Below are 23,472 nucleotides of genomic sequence, written 5' to 3'. Positions count from 1 at the left end.
TTTAAGTCTTTATTCTAATAAAAGACACTAGTTCCAAATGTCACATTTTCAATGCAACAACATGTCACCTTGGATTATTACCTGTGACAGGTGTCACTTACAGAATGATATCCATCTCATAACATGCGCGTCCCAAATTTCTTTCAGCAAATAGCGGACTCACTTTATGAAATTGTTAAAAACATCTATCGCTTTCGCCATCTCTTCTGCACTTTTGATCGGGTGCAGCAGTGACACAGATTACGTTCAACCTGAAGAAGTAAAGATCGCGACTTACAACTTGTCTTTTGATCGTGCCACCTTCCAAGAGCTTGTAACGGAAATGCAGATTGAACCAAGCGCTCAAGCGACATTGGTGTCCGATTATTTAGATAATACAATTAGTGCTGCTGACAAAGAAACAGCAGCGAAAGTTATTCAAATCCGCAACGTCGCAGCCGTGATTCAAAAGAATCGCCCTGACGTGCTTATGATGGCTGAATTTAACAATGACGGCACAGGTACTGATAAATCAGCGCTAGAAGGTTTTCAAAAGAACTATCTCTCTGTCGCTCAAAGTATTGAAGGTGCAGGTGGCGACGCAAACTTAGAGCCAATCTCATACCCATACTTTGAAAGCTACTCAACTAATACAGGTTTACTAAACGAATTTGGTTTTGATTTAGACAATGATGGTAACGCTGGAACACTGCCAGGAGATGCGTGGGGCTTCGGTTTGTATCATGGGCAATACGCATTTGCTCTGATGTCAAAATATGAAATCGACACAGCCAACACGCGTACATTCCAAGAATTTAAATGGAAAGATCTCGAAGGTGCTACTATTCCAACAATCACTGTTTGCGACGATCCTAGTAAGTTCCCAACAGGTATGGTTTGCGGCGATGAGTGGTACACGAACGACGAATGGGCAGAAGTTCGCTTGTCTTCAAAGAACCACGTTGATGCGCCAATCCTCATCCCAACCAAAGATGGCACAGAAACTGTTCACTTACTGATGTCACACCCTACTCCGCCTGCTTTCGATGTAGGTAAGAACATTGAACAGAACGCAGCCGAAGTAGACTTCTGGCACCAATATATCCAGAACAAATCGTTCATCTATGACGACTCTGGAAAAACGGGTGGCCTTGAGCAAGGGCAACACTTTGTCATGATGGGCGATCAAAACCTAGACCCAGTAGATGGCGACGGTATTAGTTCTGTGATGCAAGACTTGCACAACGATGCATTAGTTAACCAAGATGTCACCAATGGCAGCTTGTATCCGACAAGTTACGGTGCTGCTGAGCATGCCGTCGATAAATCATCATCTCACCCACAGCCAAACCGTATCACTTCGACGTTTGGACTTGCTGTTGATTACGCACTGCCGTCAGCTTCACTGAACATTGTTGAATCTGGTGTTTATTGGTCAGCTTCGTACGAAGAAGGACGCAAGCTATTCAATGACTCACGAATTGGTGATTATGGTAACGGAAAGGATGTTTCTTCAGATCACCGTATGGTTTGGATCAAAGCTGATTTCAGTCACTAACCCAATTAATTGAGATCTAAGAAGCCCTCATCTTGCCATGAGGGCTTTTTATGAGCGTAACCTAATCGCCACCAGCTTTTGGCTTTCAACTTGAATTGTGGATGCTAAGAACCATAGTTATTGGATCCCAGAACTCTTTTTTCAGTCTGAATTTATACTTATATTACTTGCACTTATTGAGTGGAACACCGAGGAATAAAGAATGGGCAAGCTAACGATTATTGCAACAATCGTCTCTAAAGAAGATAAGATTGAGTTAGTTAAATCAGAGATGATTAAATTGATCGATAAAACCCGTGTTGAAGATGGTTGTATAAATTACGATCTGCACCAAGATAACAGTAACCCTGCTCACTTCGTTTTTCATGAGAACTGGGAGTCTAAAGCTCATCTAGAGAAACACTTAGCGAGCCAACACATCGCCGAGTACATGGCTGCGACTGAAGATTGTATCGAAACCTTTGTGCTTAATAAAATGACGCACATTGCCTAACCAGTCACTCAGTACTGATTCAATAGAAAACCCTGCTCTGATCGCAGGGTTTTTCGTTTCTACAAGCTTATATCTGCTCATTCTAATAATGAAAAAACCCGCCAGAGTAGCGGGTATGGTCAATAATCATGACTGTCAAAGACAGATAGATAATACCAATCGTAGTAAATAACTGTCAGCCTAGCTGGTTCAAAAACTTGATAACTGCGTTAGAATTTTTGATTGTAGAATAACTACTTATCGAAAAATTCTGCCTTGTTCTCCAGTCTTTTTCCTGCGCTATTTCTGATCACTTACTTACTGTGATTGGTATAACAACCATCAATCCAATATTGAGTACCACTTTACAGTGGCACTCTGACATTTCTTTTGCTTTAACTAGCACGGGGGCACTAGTTAAAAGCACGAGCCAAAATGCCATTCCCTTGATATTGGTAAACACTTGAATTACTGCTTACAAAGACCGATTCTCCGGGCTTAAGAGAAACTGTACGACCTTCTGAGGTGACGGTCGCCTCTCCTTCCACACAGAACAAGATCTCCGCGCTACGTAGATACTGTGACTTGCTCTCATCAGTCGCAGATAAGATATCAAATCCAAAGTCATCCACAGGAATCGGATAGCTCATCTTGCCCTCTTTCAATACAGGCTTAAGACGAATATCTTCTGGCTTAATCGGCTCAAAGATCGTGTTATCGATAAGTTCAGCAACGTCTATGTATTTGGGTGTAAGACCGGCGCGCAGCACATTGTCTGAGTTTGCCATGATCTCTAAACCCGTACCTTGCACATAAGCGTGAGGTGTTTCTGCGAACAGGAACATCGCTTCACCCGGCGCCAGTTCAACCGTGTTAAGCATCAATGGGGCAAATAAGCCAATATCACCTGGATAATGCAGCTTGAATTCAATGCTGTATTGCAGAGCTTCACGCCCCATGACCGTTTTAGCTGGTCGCGCATGTGCAGCATAAAGCTCATCAAGTGCGGCTTCTTTACGTTCACCTTCAAGCGACATAATTGCGCTAAAGAAAGACTTCAGAGAATCACTGTCGGCATTGGCTTTAAGTACATTAAGCTCAATCGCTAACGAAGGAATATCCGCTTCTTCGAACAAGGCAATAATATCGTCGATTGGACGAAAGCCATTCATCGCTTTGTAGAAGGTTAACGCATAAACCAACTCAGGTTTATGGTTTGGATCTTTGTAGTTTCGATTGGACGCATTCAAAGGGATGCCAAGTGCATTCTCTCGCTCAAAACCTAATTCTGATTTACGCTTGTTGGGGTGAACCTGAATCGATAACGGTGTTTCAGCGGCTAACACCTTAAACAGGAAAGGTAATTCACCGAAACGTGCCGCCGTGTACCCGCCTAAGACATCGATTCTATTTTCATCAATCATGTGAGAAAGCGGCTCACCGGTATCGCCTACTTTTGAGCAACCATTTGGATGAGCACCCATCCAAATCTCTGCTTGAGGTTCTTGGTTTGGGTTCACAATACCAAACAGTTGGTTGATGGAGTCTTTGCTTCCCCATGCGTAGTTTTGAATAACGTTGTCGAGTTTAAATAGAGACATAATTACTTCTCATTAAAAATCTGGCCGCCAAGCTTGAGTGTGGCTGCAATATTACGGGCACTGCGAGTCAGATTTTGGCTCGCTTCTGATAAAACTTGGTCTAAAGACTGAGGTGAACGTACGGTTCCAAATAAGCTAGACATCGAGCCGTAAAGCTTTTCAACGTCTTTACCCAAAGAGCCAGCAATACCAATGGTTGGAATGTTCTGCTTAAGAGCTCGCTGTGCGATGCCAAAAGGTGTTTTTCCTTGCAGAGTTTGATTGTCCATCTGCCCTTCTCCAGTAACAACCAGTGAAGCGCCTTCAAGCACCTTGTCCGCATCTAAAGCGTCGAGTACCATCTCAATACCCGCTTTAATTTGGATATTGAATGCCAGACTTAACCCTAGGGGTGTGCCACCAGCAGCACCAAAACCCTTGCTGTCGCGATGATTAACGCCTGTATGGGTTTGAGCAATATCGGCAAAATGTCCGATAGCAGCATCAAGTTGTTGAACTTGAGTTTGTGAAGCCCCTTTCTGAGGACCAAACACGGCACTTGCTCCGCTTTCGCCACACAATGGATTATTCACATCACACGCAACCACGAACGTGACTTCTTTGCATCTCGGATGCAACCCATCAAGTTCGATGCTTGCTAGCTGACTTAATTCGGCGCCGACACCAGATAACTCGTTGCCTTGCTTGTCTAATAACTTGCCTCCCAACGCTTGTAAAATGCCTGCACCTGCATCGTTGGTTGCGCTACCGCCCAAGCCGATAATGATTTGTTCAACGCCTTGATCTAACGCATCTTTAATCAATAGCCCAGTGCCAAACGAAGATGCGGTTAAAGGTGATCTTTCTTCTACCGTTAATCGGTCTAAGCCCGACGCTTGAGCAAATTCCAACAAGGCAGTTTTCACCTTAATTCCATCAAAAGTCTGCTCTAACGATGCCCAGTAAGCTGTGCATTCACGTCCGATTGCGTCCATCGTTTGCAACCGTTGTTTCTTACCATTGAGCGCCTCTAGCAACACGTCTACCGTGCCTTCACCACCATCAGCGAGTGGCATTTTCACAAACTCTGCATGAGGGAAAACTTCGGCAAATCCGCGCTCAATACAAGACGCAACTTGATGGGCGTCGAGTGATTCTTTAAATGAATCGGGGGCAATTACAATTTTCATTGTCGTTCACCATTCCCGCCCACCAAGGTGAGCGGGTGATTGAAATTAGAATTTGATTTGGAATGTTTTCGCTTGGCAAGATGCCAATTCACCAAAAGATAAGTCGCCAAAAGACAACTCACCAAAGGTTTCAGTTGCTACATCACCTTCACGAACGCGCTCGTCCATGCTTGTCTCTTTCCAACTTGAAACAGTTTGAGTGAAGGAGATTGAATCTGACACTGAACCTGTTTCTGCCGGATTGTAGACACGCATGACCAACGCATCTTCATCTTCCGCTTTCTTCAGCACACTCAGCACAGCGCCTGATTGTTGCTTAGACAAAAGGCTAAAACTCATCGGTAGGTTTTGCTCACCTACGTTTAGCTTCATCGCGTTGTAAGGGATCTTGTTGTAGCATTCGATTTGAGTGACATTGTCACGTGCTTGCACCATGACGTTCGCGTCAATATGGTTGCCAGAGAAGCCACACAGCGTGAATTCACACACTAGCTTGCCGCGCACTTGTGAATCAGGGGTCGGGATCTTGATACCTGAAGGACGACCCGGACGAAGCAATAGTTCTTCTTTACCTAACACGCCGATACCGCGGAATAGTGTCAGTGCGAAGGTATCTCGGTTTTCGTCACCTTGAGATGCAATCACTTCAAATTCACGCAGACCATTCGACATAATCGCCATACCCGCTTTGCCGTTTTCTAGCGCTGCGAAGTTCATTAACTGATACACAGGAACTGGCGCTTCTTTCCACTTTTCTTCTTCCCAAACCGCCATTGCTGGGTCATTGGTTGGTCGAGTAATACAACCGAACTGGTTATCCGCAACCACAGTTTCAGAAACGAATGGCGTTGGTACTAAGACACGTACACGGTGGTCGTCGGCTTGGTTGTCTAGTTCCATACGTACTTCAATGCGGCGAGAACCTTGCTTCAATACCACTTGGCATTGCGCTTCAACGAATCCGTTTTGACCCGTGCGTTCTTCACGCTCTGCAAGGTTTGCAGGTACGTTCATTCGGATAGCGATGTTCGCTACCGATTGGAAGCCTTGGTGGTCAATCGATGTTTCGACTGGGAACTCGTCTGAGTACAGTAACCATTCTTGACGAGATGGAGAGTAATCGTACTCATCGCCGTCATCAGAACCGTCTTCCAAACGAAGTACTTGGTCGAACACTTGCTCTGTCTCTTTATCGAAAATAGTCAGAGTACCGTTGTCGTTCACATTGATTCGGTAGTACTCGTTTTCTAATAGGTAGTCCTTTTGCTCGGCAACTTTTACAGCGCCCTTCTCGTTACCTTGGATATGTAACGTGGTGAAGCCCATAGCTGGAACAGTGCGTTTGATTTGAATATCAAACTCCATGAACGGGTCGTAGTTACCGTAGTGAACGATTTGGCGGTCTACTTTACCTGGGTCAATTTGGCGCTTGTCTTGGATGAAGTACTCAACTGGGTTTTCGTTTTCATCAAAGATTGAAAATTCTTGAGCACGGATAGTAATGGTTGTGTTCACCACTTCTTCACGCTCGTACGGAGAAAGGTTAAACATCGCCAGTTTGTCGCAACCTTCGCGATCTGGCATGTGGTCAACAATCTTACGCTTGTAGAAATGAATCAGGTTGGTCGCCATGTCGTCCGCAAGGATGTAACGGTTTAGGATTTCAGCGTGAACCTTGTCAGAACAGCAGCAGCCAATCGAGTCATGAGCGTGGTTCTTCATGCTCTCTTTCCACATTTTCTCAATCAAACCATGGTGGTATTCGAAGCCTAATGTCCAAGCGATAGACGCTAGAGGCTCCAAGATGTTTACAATCTTGTTTTCGATTTCTGCGTGGATCAGTTTGATGTCCATACGCGTAGAAGAGATCGTACGGTGAACACGCATGTATTTACCGTCGTTGAATTCGCCTTTGATTGTATCGAGTTGGTCGCGTGCTGCTTCTACTTTTTCGAATACTTCTTCAAAGCGGCTCATTGAGAATTCGCGATCTGGGTAGATTTCGCGAAGTTTGTCCATTACTTCAAAGATGTCTTTTTGAATCGGCATTTGGTCATGGCCATTCGGCAGCAAAATGTCTTTCGTTACCGATGGCTTTTCTAGCACTGGGAAGTACTTATCTAAACGAGCACGCAAGCCTTCTTCGTCTTGTGGAAGGTATTTGCCAATTGCGTAACCTAGCGGAAGCACTTGTGCCGTAACTTCACTGCCGTCGTTTGATTGCCATAAGAATTCTGTTTTATTGGTGCCATGACGCTCTGAACAACCACGCCAAAACATTGCACGCGTGATGTCGAAACCGTTATAGATCATCGGCAGTTGAGAACTCATGCTGAATGAATCTGGTAGGTAACCAATCTTCATTGCGTCGCCAAATTTCATACAGTCACGAATGCCATACATCATGTTACGTACAATTGACTCACCAGAAACTTGCATTGTGTCGGTTTGAGAATACCAAGGGCCAATAATAAGCTTGCCCGCTTCAACCAATGCTTTTACGCGTTCTGTGTTCTCTGGTTTGATCGCAAAGTAGTCTTCTAGAACAGCGGTTTGACCATCTAGAACGTAGTATTTGTATTCTGGATCACTCTCCAGACGGTTCATGATTTCTTCCATGTTGTTCACTAGAAGAATACGAGACTCTTCTGTTGTGAAATACCATTCACGATCCCAGTGCATGTGTGGAGTAATATGTACGCGTGATGTAGTCATAATCATTTACCTAAATGTGTCGCTTCGAGTAAATCTAAAATTCGAACTCAAATACGACTAAATTAAAGTTTTTCAAGGGGTTAAAATTGGCTGCCACTAAATTTAGGGTGCAGAAAACCACGCCCAGAATCTGTGTGAATAAAACCGTTAGGAGCACAGGTATTTAGGACAGCCAAGTTGTTCGTTATTTTTTATATGGTGTTTTAATTGCGAGTTAGAAGTTAGCTCAAAATTTAGTTAGTTCTGTGTTGCAGTACTTGCTTCAAACTTACCCTTTTTTACAGCATGACCACGCCACATCAGAAGAGTAACAGTTGAAATCACTGTGCCGACAATCGCAGCACCGAACCAGATTGCAGCAGCAGAGAATGCGCCCAAACCTGAATCGTGTAACAAGAAGATAGAGAAGATACCTGCGCCCGGAGTCGATAGACCAATACCTGCCGCGCCAACCATCGCACCTGTAACCACTGATCCTAGTAAGAATGAGCCGATTACACGGATTGGATCTTCAATCGCCATTGGGATTGCACCTTCGGTAATACCCGCTAGGCCAAGTAGCCATGTAGATTTACCGGTTTCAATCTCAAAGTCTTTAAATAGGCGTGGAGCAATCATGGTTGAAGCCGTTACGGTGAACGCTGATACCATTTTTACTGAACCAAAGATTGCGTATGGGCCATAAACACCGTTCGCCATTGCACCTAAACAGAATGCGTAAGCGGCTTTGTTTACCGGACCACCCAAGTCGAATGATACAAACAGACCAAGAATCGCACCCAATAACAGCGCATTGGTGCCTGACATACCGTTCAACCAGTCCGTTAGACCTTGGTTTAGGAACGCTACAGGTTTACCGATAACAAATAGCATCAAGCTACCTGCCACCAAAGTACCGATCACCGGATAAAGGTAGAAAGTAAGGAAGCCGTTAAACGCAGGGCCTAAGCGAACATGCTCTTTTACCCAACGCATCACGTAACCAGCAATCAAACCACCAACAACACCGCCTAGGAAACCAGAGCCAATGATGTTTGCTGCAATACCTGCGGCAAAACCAGGACCAAGTGCGGGTTTGTCTGCTAATGAGTAAGCTGTGTAAGCCGCCAATACTGGCACCATCAATGTACCCAGTAGGCCGCCACCTAGTTTGCGATACATCCATAGCCAAGAATCTTTTGTTGCGTAGAGCTCTTGCAGGTCAAAAATTTGCGCGATAAGAACAGCAACCGCAAGAACAGTACCACCAGCAACGATAAGAGGAACCGCGTAAGAAATACCAGAAAGCAGTGCTTGTTTAAGCTCAGTTTTCAGTGGCAGTTTCTTCGGTTTGTCATCAGTAGCAACTTTACGCTCTGCACCGTTGCCTTTTTTCGACTCTTCAATTGCTTCATTTAGAATGCGTTCACCGTGTTTAATCGGTTCTGCAACTGGGGTTTCAACACGAGGAATGCCATTAAAGCGCTCAGATTCTTTAATCGCAACTTCAGCAGCAAACACACAAGCCACTGCATTGTTTAACTGCTCAGCCGTTAAGCGATCTTCAATACCGTTTGCGCCCTGTTTTTCAACATGCACGTTATAGCCAAGCTTTTTGCCCGCCTTTTCAAGATATTCTGCCGCCATATAGGTATGAGCAATGCCTGCAGGGCACGCCGTCACACATACAATTGTCGGTGCATTTGTATCTAAGTTGTCTTGTTTTTCATCTTGTTGATTGTCGCCATCAAGAAGCGCAAAGATTTCTTCAGCGGTTGTTGCTTTTAATACTGCTTCGCGAACATCGTCGTCAACCAATGTAGTTGTCAGTGCAGTAAGCAGATGCATGTGGGTAGAACCCGCTTCTGCATTTGGAATCGCAATTAGGAAGATTAGATTTACATCTTCGTCTTCATCCAAGCCTTTCCATTTCATGTCTTCTTTAAGCGTTGCTACAGCGAAACCAGCTTCTTTAACCGCGTCAGTCTTGCCGTGCGGTACTGCTAGACCTTCGCCAAGCGCTGTCGGGCCTTGCTCTTCACGAGCAAATACTGCATCAAGGTACTCTTGCTTGTTATGCAGTTTGCCTTGCTGATCCAGTTGGTCAGCAAGTGCGTAAATCGCTTCTTCTCGACTGCTAAACGTAGTTTGCAGATTTACGAGCGACTTATTCGTTAGAGTAGTAAGTTTCATAACCTTTGTCCCATAGTCACGGATTAGTACGACAGTCGTCCCTGTCGACGAGAAGAATAATACAACTTCAAGACATTTAATCCGTGATCACGATCTCACCAATACACATTTGTATTTAATTTGTATTTAAATCGTATTGGTAAATCCTTTAAGAAAGCTTGTTATGTATCGTTTAATTTGTATTATATGTACTACAAAACGCCGATACGATGCTCACACTAACCTTTAAAGCAAGGCTTATATAGAGCAAATTTACGTATTTAAGGTACAGGTTCTTAATCAAAGTCTAGTTGTCCTAGCGCACAAATGAGGCAAAAATGGCAAGACTCCCTATGTATCGCCAAATCGCCGATGCAATAAGAGAAAAGATCAGTTCTGGAGAATATAAAGTTGGAGAAGCACTCCCAACAGAAGCGCAATTGCGTGAAGTATTCTCGGTAAGCCGTGTAACGGTTAGACAGGCGCTGAAACTACTGATCGAAAACGATGAGCTTGAAAGCGTTCAAGGCAGCGGCACTTACGTCAAAGAGAACAAGATCAATTACGACATCTACAAACAGTCGAGCTTTCAAGAAAAGTGGGCGCATTTGGATGTGGTCACACACAGTGAAGTTCTGGCCTTCGAAATGAAGCCGTGTTCTTTGGCTATGTCTGAACATTTAGATATCAAAGAAGGCGAATTGGTTTTCTACGTAAAACGTGTTCGTTTCATAGACAACAATCCAATCACGGTTGAAGAAACTTGGTTACCTGTTGCGCTATTCCCAGATCTCACCTATCAAGTGATGCAAACATCAAAATACGACTTTATTGAGAACACCAAAGGCCTGGTGATTGATCGAAGTGAGCAGGAATTGGTACCGATTCTTCCGCCTGTAGACGTTGCTAAACAGTTAGGTATTGACCCAGCTCAGCCTATCATTGAAAAACGTACTCGCGGTTACCTCGCCAATAACACGGTGTTTGAATACAGCCGTAATTACTTCACGTCTAATGATTACCGATTTACTTTGGTCGCAAGACGCCAGAGATAAGACTCATCAACGAGTTTCTATAATAGCAAAATGACCAACACAGAGAGCGCCTTGCTCTCTGTGTTTCTATGCTGTTATCTCAATCGTAAACCCAACTTTCTTCCCCAAATATTCCTAAACCAATATCAAGCAACCTCACGAAAGATCATTCACATTCATTTAAATACTGTTCGCGGGCTTTGACCATAAACTAAGCGCCAAATGACAAGAACAACAGTCGACAGGAATGTAGATGAATACCAAACAACTTGAGGACGCTGTAAGTGAAGTGAGCTTATTCAATCAGCACCTCCACTTAATCCAATCCGTGCATACCATTCCGACCCCAAAAATGAATTGGGAGTCGATTGCGATGGAACCTGCACCGACAATGCCAACGGTTCGATTCGATCATAAAGTCAAAGCAATGGAAGCACTCGATGAGTACAAGCCTAACTGGCTAGATATGCTGCTAGGAAACAAGTCGAAGTTGTACACCCTCACCAACAATATCGAGCGTGCCGCCGAACAAGACATCGAGCAATACAAGACAGAGTTTGTGCATTGGGTTCAAAACTACAGCTACTGGGCCAAGGGCAATCAATTATCGAAAGGTATATTAAACAACGATAGTGAAGCAAAACTATCAGCCCTTTCCGAAGCTCAACAAAACCCGATTAACGCTGCGGTAGTCGACACTAAGCTGATTAACCATAACTTTAATACCTATAAGAATGGTCACCTGCTAGAAATTAATATTCAGGTTAGTAAGCGCAACGTGATCCCTAAAGAAAAAAAGATATTGAGCCAAGGCGAAGTGAAGCTTGAAACGATGTCTCTTTCTGAAAGTAATGCCTTATATCGAGAGTATGTCTGCAGCTGTATTCTTAAGTGCGCGGAAGATGCTTTCAATGTGTTACCCGAGACGAGCGTTGTGATCAATGTTGAACAGATTTCAGCTGATCAATCGAGCGAAACCATCGTTTCATGCCATGTCGAACAAGGGCTACTCGAGTTCTTGTTAATCGAAGACGATAAACCCTCTGAGATACTTGAATTCTTTGTCCACATTGAAGATTTCAATCCTCATCGAGGTAACGGATTCTCTGCGATAAAGACGATTTTTTCGCCTTTGCCTATGGCGTCGTAACTAACACTCATTTTCGATTAAATCATTGACGACTCTTCACGACTAGCCTTGCGTTCGTCGTGTTCAATCACCTTATATACCAAATCATTATGTCGACACACGCTATCCCACAAACAACGCGCCCATTACCATTAACCAATACAGTTTCATACACACGATCCCGATCAAAACTGCCTTTATTTCTCATCGCGTTCTCTATGCCCGTATTTGGAGAAGAGGTTGAAGAAGTGGTACTCGAGGACGAAGTCATATTAAGCGAAGGTTCCGAGTTACAAGAAGAAGCTGAAGAATCCCCTTTTACGACCCTGACCAAGCTCGGATTTATCTACTCACAAAACACCAGCTCATCTTTGTCGATCAACTCTGGAATCTCTGTTGGATACAAAAAAGAGAACTGGGGCCAACGAGTTCAGTTTGATACCTACTATACCGATGCTGAAAACGATGAAGACGGCACCAATCGCTATACCACCAACTATGGCATCAGTTATGACTTGAACGAAGTCACCTATTTGGTCGCGACAACACGTTTTGAACACGACCACTTTGGTACTTATCGTAAGCAATTCATAACGGCTACAGGATTGGGTCGCCACTTTTATGATACTGAAAGAATCAAACTCCAAGGCTCTGCGGGTCCGGGTTACCGAATAAGTCAACGCCAATCCTCCGATGAAGAGTTCCCGAACAAAGAGAACTATGAGCTGATCGTCAATGCCAGTGTTGATGGCTCTCTAACGCTCACAGAAACGTTTTCTATGGGGGCAACCGCTAACATGGCTTACGGTGAAGAGAACACCAATTACAACCTCAAAGGCTATCTAAAAAACATCTTGATGGGCAATTTGGCGCTGACTTTTGATACCGAATACATTTACAACACCACTGTTGCATCAGACCAAAGTAACGCCGAAATCTACAGCTCAATGAACCTCAACTACGATTTCTAAATAGCGCTTCCCCCATCGAACATGCAAAAGGATTTGCGTGATCGTTCAGAAAATCATTACTAAGCCGTATGGGAAAACCAACCTCATTGACTCTAGCTCTATTTCAATAACTAGAAAAATTGTATTGAGATGTGCTTTTGGAATCGGTAGCACAAAGCTCTATCAACAAAATGTAAAACCGCTCTTTATCCAATGAAAAACTCATGGTTTATCGATAAAGTTCGCTCACCTTTTGTATTACAAATCATTTTTATGTTCAACTATCAACAACCTTTAAAATACCTAAAAATTGCTGCGTTTATCTCTAGTGGATTATTACTCGCTGGCTGTGAAGCCAACGCTAAAAGCGAACAAGCAGAGCTTAAAACATGCACCGATTGCAATTGGAACATCGAGCAATGGAAGATTACCCTTCCAGTAAGTGGTGATGATTACTATAACAATGGCCGCACTAGCGCAGCCGAGCTCATCCCACAAGAGTGTAGTGGTAAAGAGTATCTAACCAACGACACTCATCTCCCTTGGTTTTCGCGTGAATCGGTTAACGGTAAAGAGCGTCTCAAGTTCACTGTAGATCTTGGCGGCCAAGTTTCCACAACGCCAAACACAAAGTACGTTCGCTCAGAGCTTCGTGAGCTTTACAACTTTGATTCAGAAAATCGTTGCAGTACTAAAGAGCAAAACTGGGCAGTAACCGGAACGCACGAATTAAAAGCGACATTAAGCGTTGACCAATTTCCGAATAAAGATGTAACAGGCAGCGACCCTAAAGTGGTTCTTGGCCAAATCCATGGCAAGGACATTAAGCAAGCGCTGGTCAAATTGCAGTGGGATGGTGAAAACAAACCGGTACGCGTTGTTCTGAACGATTCATTTCTACCAGGAAACAAGATGTGTAGCGACTGTCAGCCGTTCAGTGTCAACCTAGGGGTTGCACCTGCAAACCTGGATTGGGATTACACGATTCGTCTTGATGACCAAGGTATTTACCTTTCAACACTCATTAATAATGAATTAACAGAACAATTCTTACCTTGGGGCATAGAAACAGAAGATCGTGATGGCAACAAAGTTACATTGTCAAAAGCATGGTTAGAGGAAGAGTACTACTTTAAAGCCGGTCTTTACGCCCAAATAAAGCCATCAAGAGAGTTTGCTGGACAAGTATTCTCGGTCAGCTTCTCGAAGATCAATATTGATCATAGATAGCTTACTCATATATAGAAAGTCACCCCATCAGTTGTGTCTCAAATCACTACTGATACTTGAAGACGGCGTGTGGGTATCTCATCCATACGCTGTTTTATCACTGATGCGCCCACGACATCGCAACTCGCTAAGCAAACCTTGCGTTCATTGTTCAAATGACCACGTCTAAGCAAGGACTGACAGCTTCTTAAAGTAACCCCTCCTTTACGCTGATTATATAGAAAACGTTAATTCTGTTTTGCCCAGCGCCCCGTTTATCTACAAACCTTGGTGTAATAGATTGGTTGCAAGCAAACAAAAGGAGCGAACACATTATGTTATCTAATCAACTAGAGCGCGCACGCGCCATCGATTTACCGACACGAGAAGCGATGCTTCAACGAGCTCCTTCTGTACAACAGTTTTGGGACAACAATAAGGGCTTGTTCAGCGAGGCTTGGAAAGAATGGGAAGCAAGTGCGGAAGGCAGCCAATTGGATTTCGATGATTCGCTGTTAGATGCCCGCCTTCGTGAGGCTGTTAGAGAAGCTTGGCAAGATCCAACGAAAGAAATCGCGGTAAAAGATTTACTCGAAGAGATCTCTCCTGGGGTGTTTAAGTTTCAGTTCTTTGATGCTGAACGTCTCGCTGAGTTGCGTGATTACTTGGAAGCGGTCTCTAACGCTCAAATCCCGCTGCGCCCGCCATATGGTATAGTGCTTAACCGTGGTGGAGCAATGTTAGACAGCCGATCTGAAGGGTATTTAGCCGCGCCAAGTTTCCAAGCGTTTTACCGAGATTTACTCGACAGTTACATGCGCCCTATCGCTCGCTTATTGTTCCCTGAAATCATGGGTTACGACACGCAAACTTTTGGGTTCTCGATTCAGTATCAAGCGAACAAAGATACGTCTTTACGCCTGCATACTGATGCGTCTTCGGTCACGCTCAACATTAACGTAAATATGCCAGATGAAGAGTTTTCAGGCTCAGAACTTAACTTTATGACCCTGCTACGGGTAAGATGAACGAAACGACATTCACGCCCGGTGTCGCTATGATTCATCGAGGAAACGTTGCCCATGCGGCGCTGCCGATAACAAGTGGTGAACGTTCGAACTTAGTTTTGTGGTTGTATGGCGACCGTGGACAAATACCACACCACAATCCGGTGCTAGAGCCTATAGATGCGCATCAACGCTGGACAGTACCAACCGTGGTATATGACAATTTTGCTCCGTTCTAGACTGTTTTGCACAGTTCTAGTCAGCTTCGTACCATGTTAAATGATACAAACTCTCCTGGCTTTTCACGGTAACCGAGAGAATAAATACAAAACGCGCCTACCATGGTTCATGGTAGGCGCGTTTTAGTTTTCACTTCAATTGACTGGTCAATCTATATGGCGAGTTATGCGGGTTTCGTTCTCAACCGAGTCAGTATGTCCATCTGTTTTAGATTCGCCATGCCAACGTAAGCCACTGGCACTAAGAACAATGAAAAGAAGGTTCCGGCTGTCAAACCGCCGACTAATACTAAACCAATATTGATTCGACCTAATGAACCCGGTCCATCCGCCAGTGCCAATGGCAATGAACCGAGGATCATCGTCAGTGCGGTCATCAAGATTGGACGCAGCCTTGAACGTGCACTGCTGATCGCCGCTTCTTTGGCACTCGCGCCAGATTTGCGTTTCTCGTTGGCAAACTCCACCAGCAAAATACCGTGTTTGGTCACGAGACCAACCAGTGTCAGCAATCCTATCTTCGAGTAAATATTCAGGCTTTGGCCAAATACCGAAAGCGTCAATATCGCGCCCACAATACACAGTGGAACCGTCAGCAAGATGATCATCGGGTCGACAAAGCTTTCAAACTGCGCCGCCAAGATCAAGAAGATAAAAATCAACGCCAACACGAACAGCACTTGTGCGCCCGCGGTTGAATCAACTAGGTCTTTAACTATGCCATTAAACTCGTAGCTCTGAGCAGGTTTCAACAGGCTTGGTACCGTGTCATCAATGTATGCCTTCACGTCGCTCGCCGTATATCCGGGCATCAAGTCCGCGGTGATTTCAGCGCTGTCTTTACCCATGAACGTCTTGAAGTTAGATTCCGATGTCACTTGTTTGATTGATACAAACTGGGATAAAGGAAGCCTTTGCCCCGACTGTGAATCCACATACAACTTATCAAGCACCTTGAAATCACCAAGGTCACTTCGGTTTACTTGAACTTGAATTGGGTATGTATAACCGTCGTCCGCTTGCAAATCTGCGGCTTTAACAGAACCAAGGAACGTCGATAACGCATTGGTTACGTTACCGTAATCAACACCAGACAATACAATCGCATTGCGATCAATCGACAAATCATAACGTAATTGGTCACGCAACATTGAGTTCTTAATGTTGGTCACACCCTCGTAATCCTCAAGCGCCTTAACGACTTCGCTTGCGGTTTCAGACAACACAATGGTATCACGGTTAACCGTCGTCAGTTCAAGGATCATGTTGGTTGCAATGTTCAAATTATCTGCTGAGCGAACCTTGAAAGACATGCCGTAAGCAGAGACTGAACTTTGTGCTTTAGCGATAAATTCGTTTACCAATTCATCAGCGGACTGGTCACGTTCGCCCCATGGCTTCAATAGAACGTGATTGGTCGGTGTGCCTTCGATGTAAGATAAGTTCGCTTCTACTGAGCTATCACCTTTGAACACATTGTTAAGTTGCTCATTGTTATCTAGATGATACTGACGACCAACACCTGTTGGTGGCGTAGAAGTCACCTCAACAAAACCGGTATCTTCGGTTGGAAGTAACACTTGAGGCATTTTCCAAACCGCGAAGGCCGATAAAGCGATCAGCACTAAAGCAATACCACTCATCAGAGCCTTACGATCAAACCATTTGCCTAACTCTTTGGTGTATAAATCCGATAACACATTGAGTTTCGCATCAACTTTTTGATACCACTTCGCCGGAGTTGATACTGGCTTCATTAAGTAAGCACTCATCATTGGTGAGAGTGTTAACGCCACAAACCCAGAGATGATCACCGCTGCAGCAAGTGTGAACGCGAACTGCCTGAATAGATCGGCGGTTAAGCCAGCCATCAAGCCAATTGGTAAGTAAACAACCGCCAAAGTTAGCGTCATCGCAATCACTGGGAAGACGATCTCTCGACACCCTTTAATTGCAGCATTGAACGGCGTTTCACCTTCTTCGATATGACGGTAACAGTTTTCAGCCACAACAATCGCATCATCAACCACCAAACCAATGGCGAGAATGATAGCCAGAATCGTCAGTACGTTGATGCTAAATCCAAGTAAATGCATAACGGCAAATACACCTATTACGCACACAGGAATGGTGATGATCGGAATTGAAGCGACTCGAAAAGATCCAAGGAACAGAACCACCACTGCTGAAACCAGAACAATCGCTTCAACTAAAGTCATGAAGCCTTCATCAATTGCGGTTTTAATGAAATCAGCTTGGTTGTAGACCATCTTCATCTCAATGCCTTCTGGCAACTGCGGCTGAATCAGATCAATTTGTTTCTTAACTTTATTCGCAACGGTAACTGGGTTTTCACTTTTTAGCGGCAACACCTGAATCGACATCGCTAGGTTGTCGTCTACGCGAAGAATACTCGGTGTAAGGTTCTCTTCACCCATTTTGACTTCAGCGATATCGCCGATGCGAATGATCTTGCCGTCATCAACACGGACCACCAAGTCTCGCACATCATCAACGCTGGTTACTTGGTTGACTGGGTTGATGGAGAAATCTCGCACCTGCCCCTTTATAGTACCTGCGGTAAACGTTGCGTTGTATGAGCTCAATGTTCCAACCACATCGGATGCACTCATATTGAGCGCCATCATGCGATCCGGTTGCAACCAAACACGCACCGCCTTCTCGCTGCCACCATACGGTCCCCAAATACCACCCACACCTTGGATGTGCTTAAATTGAGGCACGACTTGCTGACTAATGTAATCGTACATGTCTTGCTTAGACATCTTGCCTGTATTCACAAACGTGATGATGTTACTCGGCATACTGGTGTCAGAAGAGTCATCCGTTACCGTTGGCTTATCCGTCATGCTCGGCGGGAAATCACCAATCGCTTCGACGCTGCTGCGCAAGTTGTTCATCAAGCTCGTGTATTCGACGTCATCAATGTCATCTTCAAAGATGATCTTTAGATTACACGTGCCTTCCTGACAGTCCGTAGTCATGGTTTTCACGCTATCGAGGCCCGTTGCAGCGGTAATGAGCTTATCTGCCACATTGCGCGACATAAACTCAGCACTAGCGCCATTGATCGCAGCCGTTACCGTTGCTGACGGTGTTTTATGTTCTGGAAAGTATTGGATTGAGAGCTTTTGAAATGACAAAAGCCCAAGCAAAACAATGGTGATGCTCAGAACTGACGCAAACACAGGGTGCTTGATACAAATCTCAGGAAGCTTCATTCAGATTCTCCTTCGTTACAGCTTCCTTGCTTTGGTTTTCCTTACTGTGAGTTTCCTTGCTTTGAGCTTCGCTCGATGAATCCTCAACAGTCGCGCTAGTCTCTGCTTGCTCGCTGTTTTCGTTGATCGCTTCATCTACACCTTTCGATGCTTCCGTCCAATCAACCGAAGGTTCAATAGGATGTGCTTCATCCACCTGTGTTACAGTCTTTTCTACTTTGGGTTCAGCGGTCTGTTGAGTGTTCTCTTTGCTGGTCGGTTCCGTGATTAACTCAACGGTTTTCTGTTCAGCATTTGGGTTCATGACCTTAACTAACGACGCTTTCTTAAGGTTCTGTTGTCCAGTCACAACGACGTTATCGCCAAGCTTCAAGCCTTTCTCTACAACAACGTAACCATCGTTAGTATTCACGCCTAATTCGACAATGCGTTGCTCGATTTTTTCACCATTCACGACCCAAACAAAACGCTCTGTATCTTTGGCTTGAACGGAGTTTTGAGAAACCACCATCTGCGTTGAATCTTCGCTCGTCATCTGACTTACTTTGGCAAACATACCCGGAACTAAGCGATGCTCAGGGTTAGTCACGTGCGCGTGTACTTCGACACGGCCTGAGCTCTCGTCCACCGCTGGCGCAATGTAATCCACAACGCCAGAAAACGCTTCATCGACAAATGCATCAACTTGGATGGAAACATTCTGCCCAAGCTTTGCGTTTCCTAAATCCGACTGGCCAATGGAATACTGAACTTCGACAGGATCGAGCTTGATCAAACTGACCAACGCGGTTGCGCTATCAATCTTACTGCCCACTGAGTGAGTAAAGTTAGTTAGCTGCCCATCAAATGGCGCGACCAATAAATAGTCATTCATCAGCGCTTCTTTCTGACGGAAATCAGCTGCGGCTAGGTTCGCCTGTTCTCCCAGTTCTTCCACATCTTGTTGAGACATAGAGTCAGGCTGTTTCTTTAGTAATTCTTGTACACGCTTTAATTTCGACTTTGCTAACGCTAGAGAGCTTCTTGCTTTGTCTAAATCAGCTTTCGCTTTGGTATTGTCCAGTTGAGCGATCAGTTCGCCTTTTTTAACTGAATCTCCATCTTTGAAATGGATGTTGAGAATTTTGTCGGAAGCACTAAATGTCAATGCAGCAGAATCCGTTGCCCTGATTTTGCCAACCTCGTTGATTGAAGAAGTGAATGCTTGTTTGTGAGCTTTTTCGATAGTCACAGGAATTAAGTTTGAGTCTTGGGCAAACGATGGAGAGATATGTAAGGCAAACAGTGCCAAACAGATTGTTTTACTAAGCTTTGTAAATTTCATTTTTAATAACCATAACCGTTGAATTCGTCTGAATTAAAACGTTTTTCTAAGCAGCTATTTCTTACTTAATGAGCTTCCAGCTATTTAAATAATGCTAAAACAGCTAATAATGAGAAAAGGGCTCAACTCACTGTCGAGCCCTGCAATTTTTATATGATTCCTAAATTTTTACGTTCTGAACTCCAAAGTAAAAGTTAAAAACGATGCTGATACTGTACACCTAGGAGTAAGGCATCAGCAGTCACATCAGCAGTTATATTGGAACTCGTTCCTGGGATCGTCGTCAGGCTTTCGTCAATATCTTGTGATTCTCCGATGATAAATCCGACACCAATATCCACAGAACTGGCAGCCGTGAAGTTATATGTCCCTCCGACCGTTAGCCAATGACGGTTAACATCAGGAATTGATAACGACGTGAGTTCATCAGTCGGGGAAATGTCGTACATGTAACCCGCTCGTAGAACGATGTCTTTCGACATGGTGTACGTACCACCAACAGAAACATGCCCTGCGTCTTTCCATTGATACTCTTTAATTGAGTCGTCATAAGAGTCAGATGTTAGCGAATCAAATTCAGACCAGTTCACCCACTGCAGGCTGTAGTGAAAAGCCCACTGTTCGTTGAGCTGGTGCCAACCGGAAAACTCTAGAGTGTCTGGTAATGGAACATTCATCTTGTCGGCAGGGACACCGCCTTTGGTAATGTCACCTTCCACTTCTATATCTGGGCTGTAACGGTAAGTAATACCAAACTTGTTATGTTCGTTGACTTGGTAAGTCGCCCCAACGTTAGCCCCCAAACCGAAGCCATCGGCATCTACGTTTAACAAGTTTTGGCGGTATATTTCACCCTCACCGTAAATAACATCTAGCCCTGCGCCCAAATTGATTTTTTCAGACAACTCATAAGCCACAGCGAAGCCAACATTGATACTGGAAAGCGCCGTTTTTCCTCCAAACTCATCCGCTTCAAACGACTCGTCAAACTCTACGTCCGTACCAAAGTTAGAGTGCACAGTGGCGCCTAAGGTAAATTTAGAGCCTTGAATTGGATGAACGTAGTGAACATTTGGAACCAATGTTCCGGCATCTAAAGATTGATCATCGAGTGTTTCTGTATCGCCTTTCATTGGTGTGTAGCTAACACTAGACACATCAATGCCACTATCGATATAGATAGCGCCGATAGAAAGTGTTGGTTGCTCGATGTAAGCCATCGCTGCACTGTTTTTAGCAACAATCGCAGCGCTATCTGCCATCACAGCATCACCGGCGAATGCACGGCCTAAGCCTGTTGCAGACTGTGCGTTAAGTTGAAAGCCCGCCGCGTTAGTCAGGCAAGGAATAAGAGCAGCGGCAGTGCCCAATAAAAGTTTATTCTTCATCTTGAGGCACCTCTGTTTCGATATGATCTTCATCCTTAATTTTTACTGCTTTGCCATTGGTAATGACCATGGATGCTACAGCTATCTGTTGGGTTTCAGTTGCATCAGAGACTTCTTTTAGCTCAGCTCCCGTATCAGGCATACTTGGTAAGCCGTTTTCATCCATAGTTCCCTCATAAGGAAACAAATATGTGCCATGCCCACCAGTTGTTGTTCTTACCGCTCCACGCTTAACATCTATATTTTCTGATGTACTTGTAATTGGGTCTAAGCCAAGCGCAGTAATGAGCGGCTCAGTTCCGGTACGAATGTTATCTGGCGCGGTATTCGGGATTACGCTATCTGGGACATAATCAACACCAACGTCACAAGTCTCCCCGCAATCTCCAACGGCAGCCAACAAAAGAGTGGGTTGCTCAGCAGCGACTTGACGAGAGATAAAGCTAGCAGGGTCTGCACTATCAATTGTGGCTTGGACCCCTTGTTTAAGGTCTGTCACAACTAAATCGAAGATGTCATTCTCTAACTGGCTGACAAGCAGCGCGTTATCAGATGAAAGCTCTACAAACTCACGAAGCGCTTCAATGCACTGCTGATTTGTTGCTTCTGTTGTACATGTATCTGGTATCACCGTTTCAGCAATGCCGCGCTGAACATCTGGAGACTTCTTAACACCTTCAGACATTTCAGGGCCTAAGGTTTGAGAAGACAGAACCAAGTTAGTTAACCCCTGCCCCGGAACAACAAAGTTCACGGTATTAAATGCAAAGTTGGAATTAGAGTGAAAGTCAGGACTAGCTTGGCTAAACTCACTCACCATTACCGACATGATCCCACCTAACGATTGTCCGATTAAGTGAACGTCATCTTTTTTCACCCAAGCTTCTTGGCTTAGCGCATAACGAAGACCAAGAAAGTCTGAAACAGACTGCTGGAGATTCGAACGAAGTGCTAAAGGAGAGTCAATATTGATGAAGAACGCCTTGTTCGCTCGAGCACTAATTTCAACGCCTGTTATTTTGTCATCGTTAGGGTCAGTATCAGTGTTGTCATAACGAATTCGTTCCCCGTGATATGGCATATCGATAGCAACGACGGCGTAACCTTTTTTTGTATATTCCGCAGCCATCAAAGAAGCAGTGCCTCGCTCCGCAGTAACGCCGTGAATAAAGATCGCGGTCGGTAATTGTTCACCTTTATTCCAATCCCAGTTGTTTGGAACATATATATCTGCGGTTATTTCTAGCTCTTCAGTTATCTGAGGCATAGGGTTATCCGCAGTAGGAAAGCCACCCGAAGTGTTGGTAATCCATTCGTAGAGCGGTGGACAATTTTCTTTAGGGTCAAATTCGTCAACGGTACACTCAGCCTCCCTCTCTTTTGTAAAAGGTAAGTAAGACGGAATTTTGAGCACTTTTGTATATAGGTTGTACCCGCGTTTTTCCTCTTTAAGTTCAGGAAGGGCACTAGAGAAAGAACTTCCATACAATAAATGGCTTCTTCTCATCGCATCCAGAGGAGAATAAGCACTCTGAGTTTTAAATTGCGCGGCATATACAGGAAGACCGTCACCCGGATATAACGCTTCATATGAGCTAATGGCATTAATTATCTGAGCATGAAGAACTTCTTCTTTTTCGCTATTTAATGGAACCTCTGAATCAATCAACTCATCAAAGCTCGCATCTGCTTTTAAAGGCTCATTAAATTCAGTTTTTACCCCATCCGTTACTACAAGCGAATAAGTACGATTCTCGACTAAGCCTGATTCACATTGAATTTTAATATTGGAACCATCAGCGGATATTTGAGTACCAACTTCCTCACCTGTTACGTCATCAATTAATACAACATTCCCGGCTAAGGTTTCGTTATTGAGTGGATAACGTTTGTCCGAATTAACACTTTGAAGCGGAATTAAAATTGGTTCTGCACAAAGTCCCCAACCGTCTAGGGCTGCGTATGAATTGTTGTAGTCCTGATAATAAGCATCGTTCTTAGATGACATCGTCACAGCGTGTTCACCGACACCGGATATTGTTCCATCGTCGTCATACCCATAACCATCGTTTGGTTTTGGTAGTTCATTAATGTTGTAGGGAACCAATACCGAAACGGGATCTTGAGTCGAGTCTTCAGACTGACAGCCGAGTAAGGCAAGCGTAATTAGTCCACATATATATGGCTTATTGAAATCTTTCAAAACAGCTCCTTCGTAGCTTTCGCATTTAACTGGTGTGGTCATGCGATTTATCGTTATTTGAGTTGCCGATTGAGTCGGAGGTAAGCTCGACTTTTTATTCGT

Annotated in this window: 14 protein-coding genes and 1 pseudogene; 7 read left to right on the top strand and 8 right to left on the bottom strand. The window is 44.4% G+C overall.

What is annotated here, in order from left to right; genetic code table 11:
• Positions 1-166 precede the first annotated feature (166 nt).
• The gene (locus tag HRQ85_RS05585) at positions 167-1,537 is read left to right on the top strand and encodes an endonuclease/exonuclease/phosphatase family protein (RefSeq protein WP_172378964.1); all 1,371 of its coding nucleotides are present in this window, start codon (positions 167-169) and stop codon (positions 1,535-1,537) included.
• Positions 1,538-1,739: 202 nt separating this feature from the next.
• Positions 1,740-2,030, top strand: a complete 291-nt coding sequence (locus tag HRQ85_RS05580) for a putative quinol monooxygenase (protein ID WP_172378963.1) — start codon at positions 1,740-1,742, stop codon at positions 2,028-2,030.
• Positions 2,031-2,422: 392 nt separating this feature from the next.
• On the opposite strand, the gene manA is transcribed toward HRQ85_RS05580, so the two are convergent.
• The 4 genes from manA to mngA form a co-directional block, all read right to left on the bottom strand.
• Positions 2,423-3,610: a mannose-6-phosphate isomerase, class I gene (gene manA / locus HRQ85_RS05575; protein ID WP_172378962.1), complete on the bottom strand. Its 1,188-nt coding sequence runs from the start codon at positions 3,608-3,610 to the stop codon at positions 2,423-2,425.
• Between the two features lie 2 nt (positions 3,611-3,612).
• Positions 3,613-4,779 carry a glycerate kinase gene (locus HRQ85_RS05570; protein WP_172378961.1) on the bottom strand — a complete coding sequence of 389 codons (1,167 nt, stop codon included), beginning with the start codon at positions 4,777-4,779 and terminating at the stop codon, positions 3,613-3,615.
• Positions 4,780-4,824: 45 nt separating this feature from the next.
• Positions 4,825-7,494: a mannosylglycerate hydrolase gene (mngB, locus tag HRQ85_RS05565; protein WP_172378960.1), complete on the bottom strand. Its 2,670-nt coding sequence runs from the start codon at positions 7,492-7,494 to the stop codon at positions 4,825-4,827.
• Between the two features lie 237 nt (positions 7,495-7,731).
• Positions 7,732-9,666, bottom strand: a complete 1,935-nt coding sequence (mngA, locus tag HRQ85_RS05560; RefSeq protein ID WP_172378959.1) for a PTS 2-O-a-mannosyl-D-glycerate transporter subunit IIABC — start codon at positions 9,664-9,666, stop codon at positions 7,732-7,734.
• 317 nt (positions 9,667-9,983) lie between these two features.
• On the opposite strand from mngA, the gene HRQ85_RS05555 reads away from it, so the two are divergent.
• From HRQ85_RS05555 to HRQ85_RS05535, 5 genes and pseudogenes are all read left to right on the top strand, one after another.
• Positions 9,984-10,700 (top strand): GntR family transcriptional regulator, encoded by a 717-nt coding sequence (locus HRQ85_RS05555; RefSeq protein ID WP_172378958.1) that lies wholly within the window; start codon positions 9,984-9,986, stop codon positions 10,698-10,700.
• 232 nt (positions 10,701-10,932) lie between these two features.
• The gene (locus HRQ85_RS05550) at positions 10,933-11,829 is read left to right on the top strand and encodes a hypothetical protein (RefSeq protein ID WP_172378957.1); all 897 of its coding nucleotides are present in this window, start codon (positions 10,933-10,935) and stop codon (positions 11,827-11,829) included.
• 197 nt (positions 11,830-12,026) lie between these two features.
• Positions 12,027-12,779, top strand: coding sequence for a DUF481 domain-containing protein (locus tag HRQ85_RS05545; protein ID WP_172378956.1), 753 nt, complete (start codon positions 12,027-12,029; stop codon positions 12,777-12,779).
• Positions 12,780-12,971: 192 nt separating this feature from the next.
• Positions 12,972-13,988: a polysaccharide lyase family 7 protein gene (locus HRQ85_RS05540; RefSeq protein ID WP_172378955.1), complete on the top strand. Its 1,017-nt coding sequence runs from the start codon at positions 12,972-12,974 to the stop codon at positions 13,986-13,988.
• Between the two features lie 314 nt (positions 13,989-14,302).
• Positions 14,303-15,213 (top strand): annotated as a pseudogene (locus HRQ85_RS05535) (2OG-Fe(II) oxygenase).
• Between the two features lie 164 nt (positions 15,214-15,377).
• Here the strand turns inward: HRQ85_RS05535 and HRQ85_RS05530 are convergent.
• From HRQ85_RS05530 to HRQ85_RS05515, 4 genes are all read right to left on the bottom strand, one after another.
• Positions 15,378-18,455, bottom strand: coding sequence for an efflux RND transporter permease subunit (locus tag HRQ85_RS05530; RefSeq protein ID WP_172378954.1), 3,078 nt, complete (start codon positions 18,453-18,455; stop codon positions 15,378-15,380).
• The gene (locus tag HRQ85_RS05525) at positions 18,442-19,779 is read right to left on the bottom strand and encodes an efflux RND transporter periplasmic adaptor subunit (protein WP_172378953.1); all 1,338 of its coding nucleotides are present in this window, start codon (positions 19,777-19,779) and stop codon (positions 18,442-18,444) included. The genes HRQ85_RS05530 and HRQ85_RS05525 overlap by 14 nt, the downstream gene beginning before the upstream one ends.
• Before the next feature lie 194 nt (positions 19,780-19,973).
• Positions 19,974-21,167, bottom strand: coding sequence for an outer membrane protein transport protein (locus HRQ85_RS05520; protein WP_172378952.1), 1,194 nt, complete (start codon positions 21,165-21,167; stop codon positions 19,974-19,976).
• Positions 21,157-23,412: a lipase gene (locus HRQ85_RS05515; RefSeq protein WP_172378951.1), complete on the bottom strand. Its 2,256-nt coding sequence runs from the start codon at positions 23,410-23,412 to the stop codon at positions 21,157-21,159. Before HRQ85_RS05515 ends, HRQ85_RS05520 begins: the two co-directional genes overlap by 11 nt.
• Between the last annotated feature and the right edge of the window lie 60 nt (positions 23,413-23,472).

Origin of the sequence: Vibrio sp. Vb339, assembly GCF_902751245.1 — a bacterium.
In the GTDB taxonomy this organism is placed as follows: domain Bacteria; phylum Pseudomonadota; class Gammaproteobacteria; order Enterobacterales; family Vibrionaceae; genus Vibrio; species Vibrio coralliirubri.
Note: the sequence above shows the minus strand (reverse complement) of the source record. Positions and strands in the feature narration are given on the sequence as shown.